The organism is Chryseobacterium pennae, assembly GCF_003385515.1.
GTDB classification, from domain to species: domain Bacteria; phylum Bacteroidota; class Bacteroidia; order Flavobacteriales; family Weeksellaceae; genus Chryseobacterium; species Chryseobacterium pennae.
On the sequence record NZ_QNVT01000027.1, the window covers coordinates 1 to 25,394 of the forward strand.

Here is a 25,394-nt window from a genome sequence, read left to right on the forward strand (position 1 = left end):
AGCCTTTTTTTCGTTCTTAAACTGAGTCCTTACTTTTATTAGAAAATTTCTGTAAGTAAGAAAATTTTTTATTGTAAAAAGCACTTCTTCAGAAAGTGCGGAAGGGATAAGTTCCTGCTCATGCATTTTTGCATATCTGGCTATTCTCCAGGCATCAACCTTGTCATTCTTTCCTCTTTGAATACCTTGGCTCAGCTTTATTTCCAAAGCCGGAACCTGATAATAGAGAAGTTGCCTTTCTTCCAACAAACTAGCTAAAAGAAGTCCATAGTTTCCCGTATTTTCAAAACAATATCGATGGCTGGAATCATTTCCAGAACAGCAAGCTAAGGCTATCATTTCTTCTATACCTTCAACTGTATTACTAACTTTAAATGCCAGCTCTTTCTCATCAGAATCATTTAAAATACAAACATCTAATGTATCCTTGGAAATATCTATTCCAATAAAATAAGTTTTCATAACTTTGGATTTAGGTCAATCCTGAAGGAACCATTTTGAATCATGCTAAAACCTTTAATAAGCCCTAACGCTTAAAATTCTAAATGGCAGATATTCAAAAGAGAAAATAGAGTCTGATACACGAAATAGTTCGTTTCTATGCATTCGTTTAGTTCACTTTATTTTCTCTGGTTCTTCAGTATTTAATTATTATCTAATTTATTACTAAATCCTTTTACAAATCTAAAGGCATTCGTGGCGATTATTTTTTATGGGATTATATTTTCAGCTCGCAGCCTTTCAAATACTTCTGTAAAAGAATCTTCTGTACTTTTATATGCGGTAAATCCTAAGTTTCTGCTTTTTGACATATCACACATTACTTCAAGAGGTCTTCCAAGATCCAGATCGGTGTGCCATGCTGATGATAAACGGCTTAATCTGTTCTCTTTCAGACTGTATTTTTCTGCAATAGCTTCCCAGGTTTCCTGATCATTTTCCAGTTCTTTTTCCAGAGATCTTATGGTTCCGCTGAAACCTTCAGCCTCTATATCAAACCAGTCTGCCAGTCTTTTCCAAAGCCATTTCCATCGGAAAACATCTCCATTCGCAATATTGAACGCCTGATTCTTTGCAGCTCCCGTATCAGATGCCCAAACCAACTGTTTAGCCAGTATTTTAGCATCCGTTATATCAGACACCCCATTCCACTGTGCTTCTGATCCGGGCCAGATGAATTTTCTTCCTGTTTCTTTACAGATACTGGCATAGACTGCGAGGGTTGCAGCAATATTCATTAGGTTTCCAACAGCATATCCTACAACGGTATGAGGCCGGTGAATACTCCATGTAAAGCCATCTCTTTCTGAAGCTTTGTAAATTTCATCTTCCTGGGCATAATAGAAATTAGGAAGTGGAAGCCTAGGATGTTCTTCACGAACAGGAGTTTCCGGTAATATCCCATTCTGAACATAAGCTTCGAAAGGTCCCAGATAATGCTTCAGTCCGGTTACTAAAGCAACATGCTGAACCGATTTTTTAGGAGATAAAACGTTAAGAAGGTTTCTGACAAGAGCACTGTTGATCCGGATATTTTCTTCTTCGGTATCATTCCGCATCCAGGTTGTAAAATAAATATGAGTAGGAGAGAGGGCTGCCAATGCCTCAATCAGGCTGTTCTCATCCAGTAAATCAGCTTTGATAGAACGAAGGCCCGGGATATTCTCATTTGGGTTTCTTGACAGCCCATAGGTTGTCCAGCCCTGTGCAATAAGTTCTTCTGCAAGATTACTTCCTGTAATTCCGGTAGCACCAACTACCAATGCAGTTTTCTGTGTATTTTCCATAAGTATTGTAAAAATTCTCTGACAAAATTATGGACATACGTTTCCTTTTACACTTGATCTGGATCATGCATTTGAGTTGATCTGGATCAAGTATTATTCGGAAAATTCTTTTTACGGATTCTGCTGATGGTTTCCGGAGCCAGCCCAAGATAAGAAGCAATCAGATTATGAGGAACTCTTTTGATTATTTCCGGGTTTTTCCGGATCAATTGCAGGTATTTTTCCTCAGCAGTATAGCCATTGGACACAATAAGCCTGTAATCTTTCGTAACAAGACTGTTTTGATAAAGAATTCTGAAATAACGGTCCATGACAGGAATTTCCAGCATCATCTTCTCATAGTTTTCCAAAGTAATCATTAATATTTCCGTATCTTCTACAGCATCAATGTTTAAGACCGCTTTTTCCTGATGAATAAAACTGTTGAAATCTGAGATCCACCAGCCTTCAAAAGCAAACATATTGATGTGCTCATTTCCTTTCTCATCAGGGTAATAAGATTTCAATAATCCTTTGCTTACAAATGACAGACATTTACAGATATCTCCTTCCTGTAACAGATATTGTTTTTTCTTAAGCTTTTTTACAGTAAAAAAGGTCTGAATCAGGTTTTTCTGTTCAGCAGTCATCTCAACCTTATTCTGAATATGGGAAAGCAATACATCAAACATCCAACAAATTTTCCTCAAAAATAAGGCTTTCACCAGGAATTGAAGGTTTATTTTTCAAAATCGTAAAGGTTTATTCCTATCTTTCTGTCTTTGATTTTTACCACTCTGGTAGATAAAGGATAAAAAATAAATTCACCGGCACCATTGATTCTTGCATCTAAAAGATGTCCTGCTAAAGCGGTATAATCTTCTCTGCCTAAGGTAATATGCAAGTGAAGTACAGGATTTTCTTCTATCAAAGAAACATTTCCTGAGATATTGGTGACTTCCATCTGTTCCTTGAATGTTTTATCAACATATTTTTTTGTTTCAAAACTAAAAAATCTAAGTGTTGCTTCACTTACAGCCCCAATTCCTGTGACTTCGCCCGCCTGAATATTTTGGTTTTGAACAAAGTCCGTTAATGCTTCCACAATACTGGAATCATTTTTAAGGCTTACAATATACTTTCTTGCAGTCCAGTGATTTCCTTTAAAATTTTGTATTTCCATGATGATGTTTAATTAATTAGAATATGTTGGAAAATGCAAAGACTTGGGAATATTGTAAACAGTAATAAGTTCAAAATACAAGTATATTTCACCTTAACCCAATATATGATTCTCAGTAACCGTAATGCAATACACAAATGGTATGTGATATTTAACAATGGAATTAAGATTCTACAGAATGACAAGCATAAAATTATAGCCCATAGAAATTATTCGTGTATTATCGCGATAAAACATGTCTTTATATTCCCAACAATTACAGCTAATGCAGGAATCATGCTTTTCAATCTACATTTTAATGCTTTTTTAAAAAGAAAAAAGATCTTATTAATAGAAAATTAATAGTCATTTTACTAGTTAAAATCAGGGAAATTACGGAAATTTGCAGCAAATTAAAATCAATGAAGATTGTAGACCTCCAGCAATGGAACAGAAAGGAGCATTTTGAATTTTTCTCTCAAATGGCAAGCCCATACTTTGGCTTTACAACAGAAGTAGATTGTACAACAGCTTATGACAAAGCTAAAGAAAACGGATATTCTTTCTTTGCCTATTACTATCACAAGTCTATGATGGCTGTGAATACTGTTGAGGAATTAAAACTTAGAATTATTGATGGTCAGGCAGTTCAGTTTGATACTGTTCATGCCGGAAGCACCATTGGCAGACCTGATGGAACTTTTGGCTTTTCGTTTACTCCTTTTTCTGAGGATTTTGCAACTTTCAATGCCGCATTGCAGGAAGAAATAAAAGGGGTCCACAATTCGTCCGGGCTTAGATTAAGCAATGAGAGGCTGGGAAAAGATCACGTGAGACACACTACCATTCCCTGGAATTCGTTTAGCGCAATTCTTCATCCTACAGATTTTAACAATGGAGAATCTGTGCCAAAGATCTCTTTTGGTAAATTCAGTATCCGTGATGGCAGAAAATACATGCCGGTTTCCATTGAAGCTCACCATGGTCTTGCAGACGGTATTCACATTGCAAAATATCTGGAGGAGTTTCAGAGACAGCTTGACCTATAGGGTTTAGACTTGAAGATTCTTCTAATAATAGATCTTTCTTTTCTCAAGCTTCACAATCTTATCTTTTTCCATTTGTTTTATGGTTCTTATCACTGTTTCTACACGAAGTCCTACCAGTGAAGCAAGTTGCTGCCTTGTCAGAGGGATCTGGAAAGAATAGGGTGTTTTATCATCATGGTAGCTTTTCAGATAATCTAACATGAGTTTCAGCTTGGATACCGGATTCTGAAAGGACAGATTGTAGAACATAATGTACTTATAATACATTCTTTCTGCCAGGCATTGGTAAATATTCAGTGATATTTCCGGATTGCTTTGTATCAGGTTTAAAAAACTGGATTTTGGCATTCTGAAAACCAATGAATCCTCTATGGCAATGGCATTCATAGGATATGGCCGTTCTACAAACAAAAGAGATTCCCCAAAACTGTGACCATCAGAAAATATATTCTGAATAAATTCCTTTCCATCCTCAGTATAATTATTCAGCTTGATCTTTCCCTTTTCTATCTGATAATAGTACAGAGGCAAATCTTTTTCGTGGAAAATAACTTCTCCTGCTTTAAAATTTTTTGTTTCTGCCCCAAATGAAATTAATAAATTTTCAACGATCATATCTGTGATTTATTTATTAGTTAAAATTTTATGAACCTTTGTAAATACACATTTTTTTCATCATTTAAATACTATAATTAAGTTCAGAGTTTTAAAAGAATAAAGAAACGTTTATTTCAGTCATTAACCATGAAATAAGGTACCATTCAGATACCACAAATATTTATTTTGATGATGTTATATTTTTAAAACTATTGATTTGGATCATAAAAAGAGAACCGGGTAACCTCCTATATTTATCTCAGGCAAAAAAAGATGATAAACGGGCTGATAAAAGCGTTTGTGATATTTTACCGAAAAGCATAACGTGGTATGTATGTGGTACTCTGTTTTAATAGAATTTTAATCATTTTTTATTTCTTTGCCCTATATAAAAATGAATGGAAATTCATATGTATGAATTTTTAACCTGATCACTTAGTAAATACTGCTTGGAGTGTACATATTGTTGAATATTATTTATAAAAAATAAAGAGATTTTGAATGTGTGAAAATTATTTTATTCCCATGTAATTATTTATAAAACAAGGGTTTGTAAAAATAAAAAAGATTTCATACTGGTATACAAAGGATGTATATCAGAAATGAGTAGAGATGAGAACGTATTATGAAAAATAAAAAAACTGAACCGAACTTAGAGGATTTGAATCAGAAGATTCTTGTACAAGATGAAATTATGGCTTTAGCTAAAGCAAATTCTCCCCGTCTGCTTAACAAATTCAGATTGGTCTATCCGGATTTTTTCGACAAGTTATCTGCTATACAGCCTGGTCTTAAAAATTCCGAACTGATCTTTTGTATTTATCTTAAGCTCAATATGACGACAAAAGAAATAGCTACCTGTATTTTTGTCACACCCAAAGCGATACAAAACCGGAAAAACAGAATCAGAAAGAAACTCAATATTCCATCTGAATTAGATATTTACAAATGGTTTAATGAAAATTAAACCATTTTTTGTTTTTAAACTTCAATGACAGCTTTCTCCAAATCATGATAAAGTAGTATTTTCCAACTGTCTGCTCTGGCTTCACTTTCCCATAAAATTCTTAATTGCATTGCTTTTCTGCCATCAAAATCACTCTTGTAAGCCAAATGATATTTTAAATAAGATGCCTGAGGGAGGTCATCTGCACCATAGAACACGGTTTCTTCATTCTCTCTGATCCAGAAAACCTGCATAAATGGGGTATGGCCACCCACTACTTCATATGAAATTTCACTGGTAATCTGTCCTTTATCTTCATTCATCCAGATGATATTCGGTAACTGAATCAGTTGTTCCAAAATATTGAAATCAAAAGAAGGATTTCCTTTATTTTCCATTGCAAAATCCAGTTCACGTTTCTGGATATAGATCTGTGCATTGGGAAAAGTCGCCTCATAGCCATTATCGGTAAGTTTTACTGCACCATCAATGTGATCTTTATGGAGATGGGAGAGTAAGAGTTTGGTAACCTGTTCAGGTTGTATATTCTCTCTTTCCAGAATTTTCATCACCACAGATTGGCCTTCTTCATTTTTCCATCCAATACCTGCATCTAAAAGGATATAATCATTTTCAGTAATGATAAGAAAGGGCTGAACAGACATTTTAATGCCGGAAACAGTATTAAAGTTTTCGTTTGTTAAAAGTGTAAAATCTTTGGTTTTGCTGGCTGAAAAATTGCCTTCTTTAAGTGGTATGATTTTCATTCTGCAAATTTCCTGAATATTTCCAATATCCGAAAGGTTTTTCATCAATACCTAACATCGGCAGAAACAATGGAAACTGCTACCAATTATTCAGACCATTTTCCAATGCTTTCTCATAATTTTCCATATCAAAAGAATAGAGATCAGGAGATCTGTGAGCTCCTACACGTCTTTGCTCATCAAGTTTTTTTAAAACATTTAAGTTTTTGATCTTTCTGTAGAAGTTGCCTCGGTTAAGCGGCTTGCCTAATATCGCTTCATATAGTTTCTGTAGCTCAGGAAGGGTGAATTTTTCAGGCATCAGATTGTATCCGATTGGTTTGGAAGAAATCTTTTCCCGCAGGGTAAGCAATGCCTTTTCAATAATTTCACGGTGATCCATCCCAAATTCAATTTCAGGTAACTGGCGGAGATAAACCCATTCACAGGCTTCACTCACATCATCAGCTATGGGATTGATTTCAGAGGAATTATAAAGCGCATAATATCCCACAGAAACAAAACGCTGTTTTTGAAAAAGAGTTTCATCAAATTCCTCAAAATACAGCTGACTCCTGTTTTTTCTTCCAAAAACACCAAATTCTTCCAGGAATACATCAGTAACACCTGCACGGTCTTCCAGTACTCTTACTACTGCTTCATCCAGATCGTCATCTCTCCTTACATAGCCACCGGGCAGCAGCCACTGTTTTCTGTAATTCATTTTCACCAGCAATACTTTAAGCTCATTCTGATCAAAACCAAAAACAACCGGGTCTACTGAAATATGAGGAAGATAAAGTTCTTTTGCTTCAGCAGATTTCTGTAAGATCTGTTCCCTGGAATCCATATAATCCATAAAAATAAAATGTGTTACTACAAATGTAAAGATAAAATCGGATAATATTTTAAAAAACTCTTTACTGAAGCAGACTGTAAGCAAAACATTCTATAATACTAACAGCTTAAATCAATTATAATACTCTCCCTTTTTTATGAAAATCCCTACCTTTGAAGCCATTAAAAAGTATATCCAACTATTTAAATCATCAGGATATATTTCTATTCAATAAAAATTTTAAGATGCAGGTGAATTCTACCAACGGTATTTCCAGAACAGTGGTGTGGTTAATGGCTATTATTTCAGGACTTGTAGTAGCCAACAATTATTATAATCAGCCTTTACTGGCCCTGATCTCGGAGGACCTTAATGTCTCAGAAGCTGCAGCCAGTAAAATTTCTGTACTTACTCAAATAGGCTATGCACTGGGATTGTTACTGATCGTGCCGCTTGGAGATAAGTTTTTCCGTAAGAAATTAATTCTGATTGATCTTTTTCTTGTTTTTGGATCTCTGCTGTGGATGACCTTTGCTAACCAGCTGTGGATGTTGTATGCTGCCAGTTTATTGATTGGAGCTACTTCTGTAATTCCGCAACTCTTTGTTCCTATTGCAGCAGAACTTTCCTCAGATAAAGAAAAATCGGCCAATATCGGACTGGTGATGTCCGGACTTTTATTAGGGATCCTTCTTTCCCGTTTCATTGGAGGAATTGTAGGAGAAGTCTGGGGATGGAGAGCCATGTTCGGAATTGCTGCGGGATTGATGATTTTAGTCTGGTTAGCCGTTTACAAAATGCTTCCGGAGCTGCAGCCAAACTTCAAAGGTACCTATAAAGAATTAATGCGTTCCGTTGCTCATCTTGCCAAAACACAGCCTATTCTTCAGCTGGCATCTTTCCGTGGAGCTATGGCTTTCGGATCTATGTGTGCTTTATTTACGACATTGGTTTTCCATATGGAGAAACCGCCTTTTAATGCAGGTTCATCTGTGGTAGGAAGTTTTGGTCTTGCAGGAGCAGTAGGAGCATTGGCTGCAGCTAAAGTAGGGAAGCTTCAGAAATACATGGATATCAACCGTATTATACTGTATTCATTATTAATTCTCATAGGAAGCTGGGGATTCACTTATTTTGGAGGAGAAACCTATTGGGGATTGGTTGTAGGAGTAATCCTTGTAGACCTAGGAGTACAATCCAGCCATATTATGAATCAGACCAATTACTTTTTAATTAAATCAAATGCGGTTAACAGACTGAATACAGTCTATATGGTTTCTTATTTCATTGGAGGATCGCTGGGAACATGGCTGGCTTCCGTAGCCTGGCAGAAAGCACAATGGACAGGCGTTTGTGCGGTAGGAACTGCGTTTGGTATTTTAGCTTTGATTGCTCATGTTCTGTTTTGTAATAAAGTCAGTAAATCTTAAAAAAAGATACAGCGAAGATGAAGTTGTCTCTTTGTCTATTTCCAACAACTTCAAATAATAAGTAAGGTACTTTATAAAATGACTTTTAGCATATTTTCAATATTGCAGGTGTTATTTAATGCATAATTAATTAAAAAAGCAATACTTTTAAGCAGTGAATTAGTTGAAAGAATTTTTAGTTGCATTAAATAAAGAACTTTTATTGAAACATAATGACAACTAAACCGTTACACAATTTCCATATTCCTGTGATGGGACTGGCTTATACTATAGACAGCCCGATCCGCGTTGCACAATATGGAATTTCTTCTGTGATTTCCATCATTGATGATGAGATTCTGGAAAAAATGAAAAACTTTTACAACAAAAAGTTTAATCTTGATTATTCAGGAATCTCAACAAAAACAGAGGATTACAGAGCCAAAAGGATTACTGCTTATCTGGACATGGTAGATGATATCGTGAATGAAAAATTCGAATCTTTCAAACAGGATATCAGTAAGAATAAAGAAGCCCTGAAAGACTTTGTGGCAATGTTACCCAATACTTCAGATCTGAAGAACAGCCTTCAAAGCCTTATTGTTCAAAAAGATAACTGGGGCGAGACTATCAAAAACTTTATTGAAACAAACCTTATACCGGGAAGTATTGACGTCAATATCATGACGAAAGTTGATAAAGACAATTATAAAAAGAATGAGCAGCTTCCTGTGATGTACAACGATGCCCATGCTTCACTCCGGGGATTTGCAAAGAGTAAATTATCTTCCTCTATGGTTCTTTCTGCCGGGATGAATCCGCGCCTGTACAGCTATATGGAGGAATTCAATGATTTTTTTCCTGATGAAAACGGAATTCTGAAAAAGAAAATTATTCTTAAAGTGAGCGATTTTCGTTCCGCTATGATTCAGGGAAACTTCCTGGCTAAAAAAGGATTATGGGTTTCAGAATACAGAATAGAATCCGGATTAAATTGTGGTGGCCACGCATTTGCCACAGAAGGAATGCTTTTAGGTCCTATTATGGAAGAATTCAGACAGAAAAAGAATGATCTGATCCAGTCTGCCCATACATTAATGAGCAATGCTCTAGCACAAAAAGGTAAACCCGCTGTCTCCAAACCTTTAGAAATGAAAATTACCGTACAGGGCGGGGTAGGAACTTCTGAAGAACATGAGTTTTTACTGGCCCATTATAATGTAGACAGTGTAGGATGGGGATCTCCCTTTTTATTGGTTCCTGAAGCCACTTCTGTAGATACCGAAACCAGAAATCTTCTTTTAAAGGCTAAAGAAAAAGATTTTTACCTGAGCCAGATCTCCCCTTTGGGTGTTCCTTTCAATATGATAAAGGGAACCTCCAACGAATTACTAAAAGAACAGAAAGAGGCTAAGGGAAAATATGGAAGCTCATGCCCGAAGAAACTATTGGCATTAAGCAAAGAATATTCTCCCGAAGGAACCTGTACGGCCTCCCGAAAATACCAGGATATTAAACTAAGTGAACTTTATACTCAGAAAGAGTCTCTCTCCACAGAAGAATTTGAGAAGAAAAAAACTAAAATTACAGATAAAGCCTGTCTTTGTGTAGGACTTGTGAACGCGGCTTATATGGAACAGGGAATGGAGATCAAAGGAGAAAAACAAGGGGTTGTCATCTGTCCGGGCCCGAATATCGCATTTTTTGACAAAGAAGTTTCTCTTTTGGAAATGGTCAAGCATATTTATGGAAACACCAACATTCTACCTGATAACAACCGTCCCAATATGTTTATTAATGAGCTAAAAATGTATGTAGACTATCTGAAAAAGGAAATAGCAGACACTTCTGTACAAATTACCCAATCCCAAACCAAAAAATGGAATGCATTCAAAAAGAACATGTTGGAGGGAGTAGAATATTATCATCATCTTTTTAATACATCATCTTTCTTCAAACAGGGACTAGAGACAATTAATCACCAGCTTCAAGAATATACACAAATGCTTACAGTACTTGAAATTCCTCAGACTGAAAAGTAGTTACAGCGTGTTGGTAAACGCAAAGACGCACGTTTTTTAAACAATATAATGTTTTAAGGCACAAAGATTTTATCTACAATAAAATTGAGTTCTGCTAAAAATACAGGCATATCAATTTATAAAGTATCGTAGTAAATATGGTAAAAAATATCTATGTTACTCTTGCTGAAAATCTTTGATTTTCTATTGCTTTAAAATATACGTATACAGATAAAACTTGCACCTTTGCGTCAATCCAACAATTACAGCAGAACAGTCTTATATTAGACTGTTTTTTATATTATAGCGTTCTACAAAATAAACGAGTAAGCATCGGCTTTTTCATTTATATTAACTATAGATTATATGGCTATTTTGAATAGTGAGGAAGGATAATATTCGCTACCTTAGATCTCAGTTAGTAAAATTATTTTTATGGAAAAAAGAAAGATTAAAAATACTGATTTAGAAGTGGCTCCTATTAATTTTGGAGGAAATGTTTTCGGATGGACACTGGATGAAAAACAATCCTTTGATATACTGGATCAGTTTACAGAAGCAGGATTCAATTTTATAGATACGGCAGATACGTATTCATGGTGGGTAAACGGAAGAGGCGGACAATCTGAAGAGATCATTGGAAAATGGATGAAAAGCCGTAATAACCGCAAGGATATTGTTCTGGCCACCAAAGTAGGTTCTGAAACCAAAGAACATGGCTATGACATCAGTAAAAAGCATATTCTGAAATCAGTGGATGAATCTCTGCAAAGACTTCAGACAGATCATATCGATCTTTATTATACGCATTTTGACGATCATACCACTCCCGTAGAAGAAACTCTTGCTGCCTATGATGAAATTATTAAAGCCGGAAAAGTGCGCTATATTGCAGCATCCAATCTTTCTCCGGAACGTTTAAAGGCATCCTTTGAAGCTTCTGAAAAGAACAATCTGCCTAAATATGTCGCACTACAGCCTCATTACAACCTATTGGAAAGAGAAGGATTTGAGAAGAACTACGCTCCTTTGGTAGAAGAATTTGATCTTAGTGTGTTTTCGTACTGGTCTCTTGCTGCAGGCTTCCTAACCGGAAAATACCGTGATGAAGCAGATCTTGCCAAAAGTGCAAGGGGGGAAGGCGTAAGAAAATATTTAAATCCAAAAGGGCTAGATGTATTAAAAGCATTGGATCAGGTGAGTGAAAAGCATCACAGTAACCAGGGAACTGTTGCTCTGTCATGGCTGTTATCCAATCCACTAGTTACCGCTCCAATTGTAAGTGCAACAAGTTCTTCACAGCTTCAAACATTATTCAATGTACCGAAGCTTGTGTTGGATCAGGAAGATATTGATTTGCTTAATCAAGTGAGTCTTTAATTTCAAACTTTCATTATTAGATTAATAAATCCGTTCAGTATTTGTGAACGGATTTATTTTTTATCTAAATATTATAGTCATTTGGAGAGGTAATTATATCTTAATCCGAATACTCCTTCAACAGCTGTCTATAACTCATCAGAATAGAAGATTTGGAAATAAATCCGATAAAATCATTATTCTTGTTCACAACAGGAAGATTCCACACACCGGTGTCATCAAAAGTCTGAAGAATTTCCAGCGGTTTATTTTCAGGATAAACTATTGCCGGCGGAGCCTTCATGATTTGAGCAACCGTTTGTGAAGTATCCATTTCTTTGTTAAAAAGATAAGGCCTCACATCATCCAGTGTTAAAACACCTTTTAATGCTTTGGTATCATCCACTATGGCAAAAATATTTTTATTTCCATTCTTTACCAGTTCAAAAAGTTCTGTGACAGAAGCATTTTCCTGAATAGTCTGAGAATATTTATCAATAAAATCTTCTGTTCTTAAGGCAAAAAGCAGGTTTTTATCATGTTTATTGGTGAAAATTTTGCCTTCATCGGCAAGAGATTTTAGCTCCGGAGAAATAGGAGAGAACCATTTGGCGATAAGGTAAGAAATGATGGAAACAATCATCAGCGGGATAAAAAGATCATATCCGAAGCTGGATTCTGCAATCAGAAATATGGCTGTAAGCGGAGCATACATCACACCACTCATGGCCCCTGCCATTCCTACCAGTACAAGATTGGTAACCGGGACATCCGTAAATCCAATATGCTGACATACCAGTGCAAATAAATATCCCACTGTTCCGCCTGCAAAAAGAGAAGGAGCAAAATTCCCTCCGTTTCCGCCACTGAATATTGTAAATGATGTAGCAAATGCTTTTAATAATAATACCAGGACTAAGAATATAATAATCGTCCAGTCACCAATTTCAAAGTATCTGAAGAGACTGTTTTCAATAATAGAATGGGTACTTCCGTTGGTAAAAGCTTTCACCGTATCATAACCTTCACCGAATAAAGGCGGAAACAATACACAAAGCAGAGACAGTACAGCACCTCCAAACATTGCTTTACGCATTTTTGAAAGCTGAAGTCCTTTTATAAAATGTTCCACTTTTTGAGAGATAATCACAAAATACCGGGCATAAAGCCCCGTTACAAGACCTAAAATAAGATAATATGGTAGATTTTTATAGTTAAAAGCTTCTCTGGTATAAAATCTGAAAAGAACATCTTCCTGAAGTAATATCCTTGATAAAAGACTTCCGCAAACCGCAGCAACCACCAATGGAATAAAGTCTGTAAAAACAACTCCTGTCAACAGAATTTCAAAGGCAAACATGATTCCGGCAATAGGTGCATTGAAGGCAGATGCAATTCCGGCAGTGGCTCCGGCAGCCAGCAATAATGTACGTTCTTTATAATTAAGTCTGTAAGTCTGTGCGTAATTGGATCCTATGGCCGCTCCGGTAACAGCAATGGGACTTTCCAATCCTGCAGACCCCCCTAATCCAACGGTGACTGCACTTTGAATCACCTGTGAATACATTTTTACAGAGGCTACAATACTTGAGTTTTGGGCAATTTCATAAAGAATCGCTCCAATACCTTTCCGATCCTGTCCTTTGAATAAGGTAAGAACTATCATTGTGGTTAAAACAATTCCTAAAAAAGGAAAAACGATATAGAATAGGATCTGATATTCAAAATGAACTTTATTGGTAATGAAATAATGAATATTATGTACCAATGTCTTCAAAATAACTCCAGCCAATCCTGCTGTACATCCTACAAGAATTCCGGAAAGCACAAGAAACTGGTTCCGGCTCAGTCTGTTGTTCAGCCAATGCAGAATAAGCTCATAACTGCGGGCTTTTTCCAGTCCATATTTCTGGAAATCTCTTTTAAATTTTAGAAAGCTTAGGTACTTTTTTTTGTTGTGAATTTTCACCTGGGAAGAATTTTAATGCCGGCTTCAATTTGAAACAGCTGTGTAAATTTATGAAATATCTTAGAGAAACTTTCCCAAAATACCGATTTAAACTTTCACACTGAAAAGTTAACCTTACTATTCTTCCTCTTTAATCTGTTTAAAAACAATGATAATACCTAATTATAATCCTCATTATGACAACTTATAGTTATTGTTTTTTAGCGTTCAAAATTTCTTCAAAATTTAATCTTAGATTTATCGCATGAAAATTCTAATTGTTGAAGACGAAGCAGAACTCGCCAAAAGTATTTCCGAATATTTATCTTTGGAAAATTACCTCTGTGAAAATGCAGTTACCTTCAGTGAAGCCATAAATAAAATAGAAATGTTCGACTATGACTGTATCTTACTGGATATTATGCTTCCTGATGGGAATGGTCTTAAGATTCTGGAGGAATTAAAAAAGCGAAATAAGGAGGATGGTGTTATTATTATTTCTGCCAAAAATGCTCTGGATGACAAGATTGAAGGTCTGAAGCTGGGAGCTGATGATTATCTTACCAAGCCTTTTCACCTTTCTGAGCTTATGGCAAGGGTGTATTCCATTATTCGTAGAAAGCAGTTCAGTAGTTCTAATGTGGTCAGACAAAATGAACTTCAGATCGACCTTCTGGCGAAAACGGTAGCCGTGAATGATGAAACTGTTTCTTTAACCAAAAAAGAATTTGACCTTTTAATCTATTTTATAGGAAATAAAAACAAAGTAATCTCTAAAAGTACACTGGCAGAACATCTTTCCGGTGATTTTGCTGATATGCTTGATAATCATGATTTTGTATACGCCCATGTGAAAAACCTTAAGAAAAAACTATATGATGCAGGTTGTGAACATTATTTGAAGACTGTATATGGAACGGGGTATAAATGGGAAGCGTAGGTTAGAAAGTATATTCCTGCTATGATTGAAAGGATACAGATGACAGTCTATTTTCAAATTTTTACCCCTTAAATAAAATGCTAAATTGCAAAGAGTAAAAACGATTCAAACGATCAGCTTTAAACCTTGAACCATACAATTTGAAACCTCTACTAAGCAAAACCACCAAACCTTTTATTATCTATGTACTTATTGTTCTGATGATAAGTATTCCCGTGTATTATTTTGTAGTGGACTCCATTTGGCAGAATGAACTGGATGAGCATAATCAGATTATTGTAGAGAAAACGGCTTATAAATTCAATCATTTAAAGCTTTCTGATGAAAATCTGGAACGGAGTATCGATCTTTGGAACCATATTCAGCCCGAAACAGATATTGAAAGAATCACCCAGAACCAGATAAGGAAAGACAGCGTTTATATTTCGGAAAAACATCTGCCATTTATTTCCGAACAAAAAAAAGAACGCTACCGATGCCTGAAAAAGGTAGTGTATATCCATGGAAAACCTTATCTGTTTACAGTAGAGACCAATATTGAAGAGTCTCATGAAACAATTGGTATCATTGCGATGATCACGATATTCTTCTTTGTGGTCATTTTGGTAGGGCTTCTTTACCTGAACAGGAAGTTTTCTGCATCCATCTGGAAACCTTTCAGGGATACGCTTAATCAGCTTAAAACTTTTAACCTTAACAATCAAAGTAAAATTGAATTTCCAACTTCTGACACTATGGAATTTCAAGAGCTGAATCAATCTGTTCAAAAGCTTATAGAACGTAATATCTCTGTCTATAAAAGCCAGAAAGAGTTTACTGAAAATGCATCCCATGAACTGCAGACTCCATTGGCTATCATTAAAAATAAACTGGATCTTTTGTTACAGGATCAGGATCTTACTGAAAAACGGTATGAGATTGTTGAGGATATGAACAAAGCACTTACAAGAAGTTCCCGTATTAATAAAAATCTGTTATTACTTGCTAAAATAGATAATCATCAGTTTGATAATTCTGAAACTATTTCATTTGACCAGATGCTTCTTCAAAGTATTGATATTCTTGAGGAACATTTTGAACAGAAAAACATATCTGTAGAGAAAAATATAATCCCTATTAAGGTAAATGGCAACAGCAGCCTTACAGAGATTATGATAAATAATCTTATCATCAATGCGATCCGCCATACTGCTTTTGGGGGCACAATTTCTATTCAATTAATGAATTCTGTGTTCGAAGTTTCTAATTCAGGAGCTCAAGAGCTGAATGGAGAATTATTATTTAAAAGGTTTTCAAAATTATCTGCGGATACTAATGGAAGTGGGCTTGGTTTATTTATTATCCAGGAAATCTGCAAATTTCATCACTGGACAATCAATTACAGATTTGAAAATGGACATCATATTTTTTCTGTTAGTTTATTATTTTCTTAACATTTAAATTTTAAAAATTCAAAATTAATTCTAAATCGGAGGGCATCTTTGTACTGAAAATATTAGGTACTGAAGTGTAAATTTTATTTAGAAATGATTTTAAAAATTGCTTTTTTATTCGCAGGAACTATTCTTGCATTCTGGATCAGCGCTATCTGTGGAGGTGGTGCAAGCCTTATTCTGATTCCGATCCTGAATCTTTTGCTTCCTACCTCACTGGTTCCTTTTTCTCTAACGATTGGAACCTTTACAAGTTCAGCTTCCCGAATTGCTGTATTTAAACAACATATTAACTGGAAGATATTTTTATGGTTTGTTCCGTTTTCTATTCCGGCTGTTCTGTTGGGTGCCTATCTGATTAAATATGTAAACCCCAATTATCTGCAACTAATGGTAGCATTCTTCCTGATCGCCAATCTGCCGCAGCTTTTTGCCTCTAAAAATAAAATTGAAGAAACAGGAAAAGAATATCCAAAATCAGCATTGGCTCTTATTGGTTTCTCTGCAGGTTTTATTTCGGGGATTACAGGAGCTGTAGGATTGCTTTTTAACCGTTTTTACTTAAAATTCGGACTTAAAAAAGAGGAAATTGTAGCAACCCGTGCGGCTAATGAAATTTTTCTTCATCTTATTAAACTTATCATTTATATTTCATTAGGACTATATTCCAATACTGCTCTTTGGTTAGGAATTGCGATTGCAGTAGCCGCTATTCTTTCTTCTTATACCGTGAAATATATTCTGCCGCATCTGAGTGAAAACCTGTTTAAAAAGATAGGGTATGGGGCTATGGTTGTTTCCGGGATCATTTTAATGACAAGTACTTCAGGAAAGATTATCCAGCAGGATCAGATTGTGATTAATTCTTCATCCACCAGGCATAAAAATGTTTATACAATGTCCTGGAGAAACACCCGGATGGTTCTTGAATATAAAGGTCAAGAAGGAATAGAAATAGAGAAAAATGTACAGCCTGAGGAACTGTCCGGACATCTGAAAGAAAAGTATCATACCCTCATAGAACATTACGATGAGGTTCGTATTGAAAAAGTATATGTATTAGGAAAGAAGACCTCTCATGAGTTTTATTGTTATAAAGGCAATGTGCTTACAAAATTTAAAGCTTAATAGTATAATTCTGAATTATAAAATATAGATAAACAGTGTTTTACCATGGAGTTTTTCGCAGATTGACACAATTTATCCTTCTGAATATTTTAACCCAATAAGAAAATAAATACAATGAGAACGGCAAATAAAGTAGCAGCAGTCACTATCCTTTTCTGGCTTATGAAAATTGTAGCGACCACTTTAGGAGAGACCCTTGGTGATTTTATTTCCATGACCCTGAATTTGGGTTACACGAAAGGAATCCTCATTACCTTATTCTTTTTCATCTTTATATTATCAATACAACTCAGCGTCAAAAAATATATCCCGGCTGTGTACTGGTTGGTTATCATCGCAACAACCACACTGGGAACGGAAATTTCAGATTTTATTGACAGAACATTGAAAGCCGGATATTTAACAGGAAGCCTGATACTTCTTTCCGGGCTTTTACTTTCGCTTTTTTTATGGTATAAAAAGTATCGTAATCTTGAGGTATTCCCCCTATTTGAAAGAAATAAAGAATTCTATTACTGGACCGCTATATTATTCTCCAATAGCCTTGGAACTGCATTTGGGGATTTTTTGAGTGATAATTTAGGACTTGGATATATGACGGGAGCTTTGATTACCGGACTGATCATTCTGATTGTTGTACTGCTCCATTATTTTACAAAGATCAATCATGTGGTTTTGTTTTGGATCGCCTTTGTATTGACCAGACCGTTTGGAGCTACTTTTGGAGACCTTTTGACTAAACCTCTTACAAAAGGAGGTCTTGATCTGGGAACAATCAATGCTTCTTTGGTATCTCTAGCCTTAATGATCGTAATGATTTTTATTTCGCAAAGAAAACAAATTAACGAACCTAATCTTCAAAACTGAAATTTTATACAATAAGTAATTAAAGCCCCAATTATAATGAACAGATCAAAATTTTTACTTTTCCCAACCGTTGCTATTTCTTCTATGGTGACCGCACAAGTCAGTTCAGTCACCTTTTCCGGAAAAGTAACCACTAAGGATAAGGAAGCCATTCCTTATTCCAATATAATTTTAAAAAAGGAAAAAGATACAGCATTTGTTGCCGGAACAATTACCAATGAAGAGGGAAGGTTTTCTATTAGCGGAGTTAAACCAGATCATTACTTACTGGAGGCTTCCATCGCAGGATATAATACGCATAAACAATCTGTTTTTATTGGAGGCCTTTCTGAGTTTTTAGAAATTCCGCCGATAGAACTCAATCAAAAACAAGAAAAAGAAACAACAATTGAAGAAGTCGTTATATCTGCTTCTAAAAAAAATGAACTGGATAACAAACTTGATAAAAAAACCTATTCTGTAGCGGATAATATCAGCCAAAGTGGAGGATCAGTATTGCAGAGTATGCAGAATCTTCCCGGGATTACTGTACAGGACGGAAAAGTACAATTGAGAGGAAATGATAAGGTAACCGTTCTTATTGATGGTAAGCAGACCGCCCTTACGGGATTTGGAAGCCAGACCGGACTTGATAATATTCCGTCTTCAGCCATTGAGAAGATTGAGATTATCAACAATCCTTCTTCAAAGTATGATGCCAACGGAAATGCTGGAATCATCAATATTATCATGAAGAAAAACAAACAGAATGGCTGGAACGGAAAAATAGGGTTTACAGCAGGTCTGGGCTCATTGTGGGTAAGAAAAGACAACTTGCCAACCATCAGGCCTCAATATACACTGACTCCAAAAATTAATCCGTCTCTTTCTCTTAATTACAGAAAAAATAAGATCAATCTATTTCTACAGGCTGATAATTTATACACAGAAACTCTCAATAAAAATGAATTTGTAACCCGTACTTACGATAACGGAACGGTTATTAACTCTCAATTGAAAAGAAACAGAAATACCAACTTCTTTAACACAAAAGCAGGATTAGACTGGAATATTGACGCCCAGAATACTTTAACTATTTCAGGAATGTACGGAAGTGAAAAAATTATAGATCGTGGAGATCAGCCATTTTTCAATGGAGATAAGTCTCAGCGCCTTCGTTTGTGGCAATTTCTGGAAGATGAGCTGAAAACGACCATAATGGGGAGTGCTTCTTATCAGCATAAATTTAAAGAAGCAGGTCATTTATTAAATGTTGGATTCAATTATACTTTTCACAGGGAGGATGAAAAATATTTCTATGATAATTATTTACCGGCATCTACCGGAACTGATGCTTTCAAACTCTTATCAGATGAACAGGTTTATGATTTCAATGTAGATTATATAAAGCCTTTAAAATATGGCAGAATTGAAACAGGTATTAAACTGAGAAGCAGAAGTATTCCTACCAATATGAACTTTATTCCCGGAACAAATTCAGTACTGGATGCATCTGCCGGTGGTAAAGCTGACTATAAAGAATTTATTCCTGCTGTTTATGGAAACTATATTTTTGAGAATGAAAAATGGGAGGCTGAGCTTGGGCTAAGGCTGGAATATGTAAGAATTGAATATGATGTGAATCCTAATCATCCAACGTATAAAAGTGATGGATACCATTATACTCAGCCATTTCCCAATTTTAGACTAGCCTATAAACTGAATGACCATAACAAGTTTTCAGTGTTCTATAACAGGAGAGTAGACCGTCCGAATGAAGTGGATATCAGAATATTTCCAAAATATGATGATGCCGAAATCATTAAGGTTGGAAATCCGGCATTAAGGCCACAATTTACCAACTCTATTGAATTGGGATATAAATATAATTGGGATAATGGATATTTATATTCTGCCATATATCATCGCTTTGCCAATGGAACAATTACCCGGATCTCGAGTATTGTACCATGCAGTAATCTGATCTATGCGATTTTTCAAAATGCCGGTAAAAGCTATAATACAGGATTAGAAGCAATCTGGAATCAAAAGGTTTCGGATGTCTACTCATTCAATATCAATGGAAATATCTATCGTAACCAGATCAATGCATTTACAGTTCAAAATCTATATCCTCAGCCTAATATATTTTCAGCAGACATGCAGAACGCTGTTTCCGGAAATATAAAGCTGAATAACATCTTTCGTTTTTCAAAAGGACTGAATATTCAGCTTACAGCTGTTTATCTGGCCCCGGATGTTATTCCTCAGGGAAAAATAAAAGAAAGGTTTACCATGGATATTGGGTTGAAAAAAGCAATTCAGAAAGGAAAAGGGGAGCTTTTCTTAAATGCCTCTGATCTCCTCAACACAATGCTTATTAAGAAAAATATTCAAGGGATGGGGTTTGCATATACCAGCAATGATTATTATGAAACCCAGGTTGTAAGACTGGGATACAGCTATAAGTTTTAATATAAAAACAATCTAAGTAAAATGAAAAGGTCCTGTCAAAAATTACTCATTTATCTATTGATTTTCACCTCTGTTATCAGTAAAATCAATGCTCAGAATAATGATACTATTATGGCTGATGAGTCTAAAAAAGATAGTTTGTCTGGTATCCATACAAGTAAGCTGAATTATAAAAGTCTGATTCTTCCTACAGCATTCATTGCGTATGGAGTAGCAGGCTTAACAACAGATAAGCTCAAACAACTTAATTTTTCTACCCGTACAGAGATTAATGAACATCAGCCGGCACCAATGAACCTGGATAATTATACCCAATATGTTCCTGCAGTAATGGTATACGGATTGAATACCATAGGAATAAAAGGAAAACATAATCTAAGAGACCGTACTATTATTTATGCTTCTTCACAACTGATTTCTGCGGCATTTACCATGCCTTTAAAATACCTTGTCAAAGAAGAGAGACCCGATCAGTCAAACACCCTTTTCTTTCCTTCCGGGCACTCTGCCACAGCATTTTCTTCTGCCCAGTTTATGTTCAGGGAATATAAAGATACCAATTTCTGGCTTAGCCTTTCCGGATATCCGTTTGCCATTTTTACAGGAGTATACCGGATGCTGAATGACAAACACTGGCTGGGAGACGTAGTTGCAGGCGCCGGCTTTGGAATTCTCTCTACAGAACTGGCTTACTGGCTTTTCCCAAGGATCGATACTATCCTTCGTGGAAAGAATAAAGCTAAACCCCTCTCAAGTTCTACCATGGTTATGCCTTTCTATCAAAATAAAATAATAGGAATAGGATTGGTTAAAAATTTCTGAATCAACCTTTTGTTGCTGAACGTTTGTTAATTTTTAACCATTAAGGATATTGATCTTAAAGTTAAGATTCAAATAAATTTGAATGAAGCATTTAATTTATTGATAAAGTGAATCGGCGGCCTGTGGCCGCCGATTCATATTCTTTCAAACTAAAAACATTGTCTATTGATGGATAATATATTACAAATTTTCCATGTAAAAAGGGATCAATTTATCCAATGCTATTTTTACAGGCTCCGGCTGATCATACAGTTCGTAATGTGACCATCCTTCCGCAATCACAAGTTCCTTTTTCTCTGATCTGGCTCTTCTCATAATCTCCAGGCCATCTCTGTACGCTCCAAAACCTCCGGGCTTATCCCCAATTACTACCATTAATGGTTGTGTGAGTAATACCTCTGCAAGATAAAAAGCATCCCAGCTTACTGCGGCACTGCTTCGGGAATATAGATAGCTGGTTGCTCCGTGTGGTTTTTCCCCTCTTGAGGTTTTGTAATATTCTGTAGCTTCCAATACATCAATATCCTTGATTCCAGCTGATTCCCCAGCTTCTACAGATGGTGGTAAAAATTGGTCAATACGTCTTTCTGCTCCTCTTGCTTCTGCTGTACGTTGTTCCGCAATCTTCTCCAACGCATCAATAGGGTTCCAGTTTCCGAATGCTTCTCTCCAAAGTCTTCCATAATTAGCTCCTGTAATGCTTCCTACAGCCTTGATACGACGTTCTGTCATAGCTGCGTTGATTGCATAACCACCGCCACCACAAATTCCCAATACCCCGATACGTTTTTCATCTACATAGGGAAGGGTTACAAGATAATCGCAGGCACAACGGAAATCTTCCACTCTTAATGTGGGATCTTCAATGAAACGGATATCTCCGCCACTCGCTCCCTGAAATGATGCATCAAATGCCAGCACTACAAATCCTGCATCTGCCAATGCCTGTCCATACACATTTCCGGAAGTTTGTTCTTTACAGCTTCCTATTGGATGTGCACTAATGATGGCTGCATATTTTTTATTTTCGTCAAAATTAGGAGGGAAATAGAGATCTGCTGCAACGTCCCAGTTAAGATTTTTGAATGTTACTGATTGAATCATAATACTTGTTTTTTAGTGATTAACACTGTGATTATTTTATGATACAAATGTACAGGCATTCATTTTCAAAGCAGGTAAACATATTACCTGAAAACGGATACATTTTACTGATAGGAAAACCTTCAGGTTTCGAAAGACCTAGTGTTTATTTTAAAACAAGATTAATTTACATTCAGAATTATTAATCCAACAATGACGTTAAAAAATTTTAAAATATGAATGTTTATTCCTTTACAAATTATATTTTTACTCTTTCTAATTCAAATAAACTAAAAAAACCATGAAATTCAATTACAAAAAAACACTACCTGTATTGGCCGGTATTTTTTTTTCGGGCTTTGCTATGGCACAAGCTCCGTCCATACAGTGGCAAAAATCTTTTGGAGGCACCGGAAGTGACTATGCAAGTTCTATCATACAGACAGCAGATGGTGGATATATGATTGCTGCATCGTCTAACTCAACTAACGGTCATGTTACCGGAAATCACGGAAATTCAGATTACTGGCTCTTAAAATTAAATTCTACAGGAGGTCTTCAATGGCAAAAAACTTTTGGAGGAACTGGAGATGACAGAGCCACTTCAGTTATTCAGACTACAGATGGTGGATATGTGGTTGCCGGAAATTCTGATTCAAACAATGGTGATGTGACAGGCAATCATGGGTTTACGGATGGATGGGTTTTAAAATTAAATTCTGATGCCGGCGTTACTTATTGGAAAAAAGCTTTTGGAGGAACAAATTATGATACAATCAATGAAATAGTCCCAACAACAGATGGTGGATATATATTTGTGGGAAGTTCTTCTTCAAATAATACCGGTGATGTACCCGGAAATAATGGTTATATAGATTATTGGATCGTAAAAATAAATTCGGATGGAAATGTTCAATGGAAAAAATCTTTAGGGGGAACAGGAGATGACCGGGCCGGTTCTGTTGTTCAGACTACAGATGGCGGATACGTAGTTGCCGGATATGCCGAAAACAATAATGGTGATGTAACAGAAAACCATGGAGGGAAAGATTATTGGATCATAAAACTGAATTCAGATGGTGGAGTAATTTACTGGAAAAAATCTTTAGGTGGCTCACACCAGGACTTAGCAACATCTCTTGCAAAAACTTCAGATGGAGGGTTTATTGTAGCAGGTCATGCATTTTCTAATGACGGAGATGTAACCGGAAATCATGATGGAACTGATTACTGGGTTGTAAAAATAGATGCCACAGGAAATATTCAATGGCAAAAAGCTTTGGGGGGAAGCAAAGCTGACTTTGCCTCTTCTGTCATTCAGACAAATGATGGCGGGTATTTGGTTGTAGGAAGTACAGCTTCAAATGACGGCCAGGTGACAGGATATCATCCATCTACAGGTTCAGGTTCAGGAGAAGTGCCTTCTTCTTATGATTATTGGGCTGTAAAACTGGGTGCTACAGGAAATATTCAATGGCAAAAATGCTTGGGAGGATCAGGAGTTGATGATGCAAACTCTGTTATTCAAACAGCAGATGGGGGATATATAATTGCCGGAGGTTCTAATTCAAACAATGGTGATCTAACCGTTAATCAAGGAAATGATGATGTCTGGGTAGTAAAACTCGCTCCGGAGAATCTGGCAACAAACGAGGTTTCGAAAGATATTGTAGTTACAGCTAATGTTTTCCCTAATCCGGCAAAAGATTATATTACCTTAAAGGTTGATTATTTTACCCCTTCTATGCAGGTTGTGATTACAGATATGTTAGGAAAAACAGTGCATCAGCAGAAATTAGAAGGACTAAGAACAAAAATTAATACAAGTCATCTTGAAAAAGGAGTTTATTTTTTAACCGTACAAGGTGGTACACAAAAAATAACTAAAAAATTCATTATAGAATAATTTTACATTAAATATTGACCCAAATAAAACCCACACTTCAAGTGTGGGGTTTTATATTATAAACTGCATCCTTATCTCATTCATTCTAAAATTTTCTTTCAGACTACTTTTGCTTTTCGGATGATTTTTGCTAACAGCGCAGGGAAGAACCTTTTCAGATAAACTCCTAATATTTCTTTGCCACCAATGGCTTTTTGATTTTTCTTTTTTTCAATGGCATACAGCATTTTTTTGGCGAAAATATCCACAGGCATTCCGTTATTGGTAGCATCGTCCATTGTTCCTTGTTTTGATCCGTCACCGGTTACTGCATGAATGGATATATTGGTTTGTATAAACCCAGGGCAGATTATCGTTATTGAAATGTTTTGAGCATATAATTCTGCGCGGAGAGCATCAAAAAAACCATGAAGTGCATGTTTTGCAGCTGCATAACCACTGCGCATCGGAGCTCCGAATATTCCCATAAGGCTTGAAACTACAGCAATCTGTCCGCCTTTATTTTGAATCATATAAGGAACCACGGCTTTGGTTAATGCCACTGTCCCTATAAAATCAACATCCATTAAGCGTTTATCTACTTCTATATCGGTTTCCATAGCCAGAGAACGTTGTGATAATCCTGCATTATTAATCAGAATATCTATTTTTCCAAATGCAGCCTTGGCTTTGGATGCTATTTCAGGCATTTCTTTATAGTTCTTCAGATCTAAAGGAATTATAGTATACCGGTTAACGGTAAGCCCGGCACTCTCTGCCACTTCATAAAGCTGTTCTTCATTTCTTGAGGAAAGAATAATTTTAGCATTGCTTGTTTGTACCAATTCTTTTACCAGGGCTTCCCCAATTCCTGAAGATGCTCCTGTAATCCAGATTACTTTATCGTTATAATAATTGCTCATTCTGTGCTTTTATCCATT

At 35.9% G+C, this 25,394-nt stretch carries 22 protein-coding genes; 12 read left to right on the forward strand and 10 right to left on the reverse strand.

Translation table 11 applies throughout. The features are described 5' to 3' along the window. The 4 genes from DRF65_RS21900 to DRF65_RS21915 all read right to left on the reverse strand — a co-directional run. The coding region (locus tag DRF65_RS21900; protein WP_165852293.1) for an IS110 family transposase at positions 1-462 on the reverse strand (462 nt) is incomplete at its 3' end. Between the two features lie 248 nt (positions 463-710). After that, positions 711-1,787, reverse strand: a complete 1,077-nt coding sequence (locus DRF65_RS21905; protein WP_115972872.1) for an SDR family oxidoreductase — start codon at positions 1,785-1,787, stop codon at positions 711-713. Between the two features lie 86 nt (positions 1,788-1,873). Then, complete coding sequence (locus tag DRF65_RS21910) at positions 1,874-2,458, reverse strand: Crp/Fnr family transcriptional regulator (protein WP_115972873.1); 585 nt, start codon at positions 2,456-2,458, stop codon at positions 1,874-1,876. A 47-nt stretch (positions 2,459-2,505) separates the two neighbouring features. Continuing rightward, entirely contained in the window at positions 2,506-2,949 is a 444-nt protein-coding gene (locus DRF65_RS21915) for a PPC domain-containing DNA-binding protein (protein ID WP_115972874.1), read from the reverse strand. Positions 2,950-3,350: 401 nt separating this feature from the next. Between DRF65_RS21915 and DRF65_RS21925 the strand changes: the two genes are divergently transcribed. Beyond that, positions 3,351-3,977: a chloramphenicol acetyltransferase gene (locus DRF65_RS21925; protein ID WP_115972875.1), complete on the forward strand. Its 627-nt coding sequence runs from the start codon at positions 3,351-3,353 to the stop codon at positions 3,975-3,977. Between the two features lie 21 nt (positions 3,978-3,998). On the opposite strand, the gene DRF65_RS21930 is transcribed toward DRF65_RS21925, so the two are convergent. Then, complete coding sequence (locus DRF65_RS21930) at positions 3,999-4,592, reverse strand: Crp/Fnr family transcriptional regulator (RefSeq protein WP_115972876.1); 594 nt, start codon at positions 4,590-4,592, stop codon at positions 3,999-4,001. A gap of 607 nt (positions 4,593-5,199) precedes the next feature. Here DRF65_RS21930 and DRF65_RS21935 point away from each other — a divergent pair. Then, positions 5,200-5,541, forward strand: a complete 342-nt coding sequence (locus tag DRF65_RS21935; RefSeq protein ID WP_115972877.1) for a helix-turn-helix transcriptional regulator — start codon at positions 5,200-5,202, stop codon at positions 5,539-5,541. A 14-nt stretch (positions 5,542-5,555) separates the two neighbouring features. Here the strand turns inward: DRF65_RS21935 and DRF65_RS21940 are convergent, their stop codons facing one another. Continuing rightward, positions 5,556-6,287, reverse strand: coding sequence for an MBL fold metallo-hydrolase (locus DRF65_RS21940; protein WP_115972943.1), 732 nt, complete (start codon positions 6,285-6,287; stop codon positions 5,556-5,558). A 79-nt stretch (positions 6,288-6,366) separates the two neighbouring features. Continuing rightward, positions 6,367-7,125 carry an NUDIX hydrolase gene (locus DRF65_RS21945; protein ID WP_310473122.1) on the reverse strand — a complete coding sequence of 253 codons (759 nt, stop codon included), beginning with the start codon at positions 7,123-7,125 and terminating at the stop codon, positions 6,367-6,369. A gap of 152 nt (positions 7,126-7,277) precedes the next feature. Here DRF65_RS21945 and DRF65_RS21950 point away from each other — a divergent pair, with 152 nt between their 5' ends. The 3 genes from DRF65_RS21950 to DRF65_RS21960 all read left to right on the forward strand — a co-directional run bounded on the left by DRF65_RS21950 (position 7,278) and on the right by DRF65_RS21960 (position 11,914). Further along, on the forward strand, positions 7,278-8,534 hold the full coding sequence (locus DRF65_RS21950; protein WP_228438881.1) for an MFS transporter: 1,257 nt from the start codon (positions 7,278-7,280) through the stop codon (positions 8,532-8,534). A gap of 212 nt (positions 8,535-8,746) precedes the next feature. Then, positions 8,747-10,555, forward strand: coding sequence for a hypothetical protein (locus tag DRF65_RS21955; RefSeq protein ID WP_115972879.1), 1,809 nt, complete (start codon positions 8,747-8,749; stop codon positions 10,553-10,555). A gap of 414 nt (positions 10,556-10,969) precedes the next feature. Continuing rightward, positions 10,970-11,914, forward strand: a complete 945-nt coding sequence (locus tag DRF65_RS21960; protein ID WP_115972880.1) for an aldo/keto reductase — start codon at positions 10,970-10,972, stop codon at positions 11,912-11,914. A 100-nt stretch (positions 11,915-12,014) separates the two neighbouring features. Here the strand turns inward: DRF65_RS21960 and DRF65_RS21965 are convergent, their stop codons facing one another. Next, a complete protein-coding gene (locus DRF65_RS21965) occupies positions 12,015-13,862 on the reverse strand; it encodes a chloride channel protein (protein ID WP_115972881.1) in 1,848 nt (615 codons plus the stop codon). A gap of 244 nt (positions 13,863-14,106) precedes the next feature. Here DRF65_RS21965 and DRF65_RS21970 point away from each other — a divergent pair, with 244 nt between their 5' ends. From DRF65_RS21970 to DRF65_RS21995, 6 genes are all read left to right on the forward strand, one after another. Continuing rightward, the gene (locus tag DRF65_RS21970) at positions 14,107-14,781 is read left to right on the forward strand and encodes a response regulator transcription factor (protein WP_115972882.1); all 675 of its coding nucleotides are present in this window, start codon (positions 14,107-14,109) and stop codon (positions 14,779-14,781) included. 140 nt (positions 14,782-14,921) lie between these two features. Beyond that, complete coding sequence (locus DRF65_RS21975) at positions 14,922-16,214, forward strand: sensor histidine kinase (protein ID WP_115972883.1); 1,293 nt, start codon at positions 14,922-14,924, stop codon at positions 16,212-16,214. A gap of 93 nt (positions 16,215-16,307) precedes the next feature. Beyond that, positions 16,308-17,342 (forward strand): sulfite exporter TauE/SafE family protein, encoded by a 1,035-nt coding sequence (locus DRF65_RS21980; RefSeq protein WP_115972884.1) that lies wholly within the window; start codon positions 16,308-16,310, stop codon positions 17,340-17,342. 114 nt (positions 17,343-17,456) lie between these two features. Next, positions 17,457-18,209, forward strand: a complete 753-nt coding sequence (locus DRF65_RS21985) for a COG4705 family protein (protein WP_115972885.1) — start codon at positions 17,457-17,459, stop codon at positions 18,207-18,209. Between the two features lie 36 nt (positions 18,210-18,245). After that, positions 18,246-20,663, forward strand: a complete 2,418-nt coding sequence (locus tag DRF65_RS21990; RefSeq protein ID WP_115972886.1) for a TonB-dependent receptor domain-containing protein — start codon at positions 18,246-18,248, stop codon at positions 20,661-20,663. Positions 20,664-20,684: 21 nt separating this feature from the next. Next, positions 20,685-21,485: a phosphatase PAP2 family protein gene (locus tag DRF65_RS21995; RefSeq protein ID WP_115972887.1), complete on the forward strand. Its 801-nt coding sequence runs from the start codon at positions 20,685-20,687 to the stop codon at positions 21,483-21,485. A 180-nt stretch (positions 21,486-21,665) separates the two neighbouring features. Here the strand turns inward: DRF65_RS21995 and DRF65_RS22000 are convergent, their stop codons facing one another. After that, positions 21,666-22,589: an alpha/beta hydrolase gene (locus tag DRF65_RS22000; protein WP_228438882.1), complete on the reverse strand. Its 924-nt coding sequence runs from the start codon at positions 22,587-22,589 to the stop codon at positions 21,666-21,668. A gap of 280 nt (positions 22,590-22,869) precedes the next feature. Between DRF65_RS22000 and DRF65_RS22005 the strand changes: the two genes are divergently transcribed. Then, complete coding sequence (locus tag DRF65_RS22005) at positions 22,870-24,474, forward strand: T9SS type A sorting domain-containing protein (RefSeq protein WP_115972888.1); 1,605 nt, start codon at positions 22,870-22,872, stop codon at positions 24,472-24,474. 98 nt (positions 24,475-24,572) lie between these two features. Here the strand turns inward: DRF65_RS22005 and DRF65_RS22010 are convergent, their stop codons facing one another. Continuing rightward, on the reverse strand, positions 24,573-25,376 hold the full coding sequence (locus DRF65_RS22010) for an SDR family oxidoreductase (protein ID WP_115972889.1): 804 nt from the start codon (positions 25,374-25,376) through the stop codon (positions 24,573-24,575). Positions 25,377-25,394: the final 18 nt, after the last annotated feature.

Bases quoted from the DNA above. Each gene is read 5' to 3' on its own strand.
- DRF65_RS21905 (WP_115972872.1), bottom strand. From the start codon at position 1,787: ATGGAAAATACACAGAAAACTGCATTGGTAGTTGGTGCTACCGGAATT.
- DRF65_RS21910 (WP_115972873.1), bottom strand. From the start codon at position 2,458: ATGTTTGATGTATTGCTTTCCCATATTCAGAATAAGGTTGAGATGACT.
- DRF65_RS21980 (WP_115972884.1), top strand. From the start codon at position 16,308: ATGATTTTAAAAATTGCTTTTTTATTCGCAGGAACTATTCTTGCATTC.
- DRF65_RS21995 (WP_115972887.1), top strand. From the start codon at position 20,685: ATGAAAAGGTCCTGTCAAAAATTACTCATTTATCTATTGATTTTCACC.
- DRF65_RS22010 (WP_115972889.1), bottom strand. From the start codon at position 25,376: ATGAGCAATTATTATAACGATAAAGTAATCTGGATTACAGGAGCATCT.
- DRF65_RS21990 (WP_115972886.1), top strand. From the start codon at position 18,246: ATGAACAGATCAAAATTTTTACTTTTCCCAACCGTTGCTATTTCTTCT.
- DRF65_RS21945 (WP_310473122.1), bottom strand. From the start codon at position 7,125: ATGGATTATATGGATTCCAGGGAACAGATCTTACAGAAATCTGCTGAA.
- DRF65_RS21960 (WP_115972880.1), top strand. From the start codon at position 10,970: ATGGAAAAAAGAAAGATTAAAAATACTGATTTAGAAGTGGCTCCTATT.
- DRF65_RS22005 (WP_115972888.1), top strand. From the start codon at position 22,870: ATGAAATTCAATTACAAAAAAACACTACCTGTATTGGCCGGTATTTTT.
- DRF65_RS21985 (WP_115972885.1), top strand. From the start codon at position 17,457: ATGAGAACGGCAAATAAAGTAGCAGCAGTCACTATCCTTTTCTGGCTT.
- DRF65_RS21935 (WP_115972877.1), top strand. From the start codon at position 5,200: ATGAAAAATAAAAAAACTGAACCGAACTTAGAGGATTTGAATCAGAAG.
- DRF65_RS21955 (WP_115972879.1), top strand. From the start codon at position 8,747: ATGACAACTAAACCGTTACACAATTTCCATATTCCTGTGATGGGACTG.
- DRF65_RS21940 (WP_115972943.1), bottom strand. From the start codon at position 6,287: ATGAAAATCATACCACTTAAAGAAGGCAATTTTTCAGCCAGCAAAACC.
- DRF65_RS21970 (WP_115972882.1), top strand. From the start codon at position 14,107: ATGAAAATTCTAATTGTTGAAGACGAAGCAGAACTCGCCAAAAGTATT.
- DRF65_RS21930 (WP_115972876.1), bottom strand. From the start codon at position 4,592: ATGATCGTTGAAAATTTATTAATTTCATTTGGGGCAGAAACAAAAAAT.
- DRF65_RS21925 (WP_115972875.1), top strand. From the start codon at position 3,351: ATGAAGATTGTAGACCTCCAGCAATGGAACAGAAAGGAGCATTTTGAA.
- DRF65_RS21915 (WP_115972874.1), bottom strand. From the start codon at position 2,949: ATGGAAATACAAAATTTTAAAGGAAATCACTGGACTGCAAGAAAGTAT.
- DRF65_RS22000 (WP_228438882.1), bottom strand. From the start codon at position 22,589: ATGATTCAATCAGTAACATTCAAAAATCTTAACTGGGACGTTGCAGCA.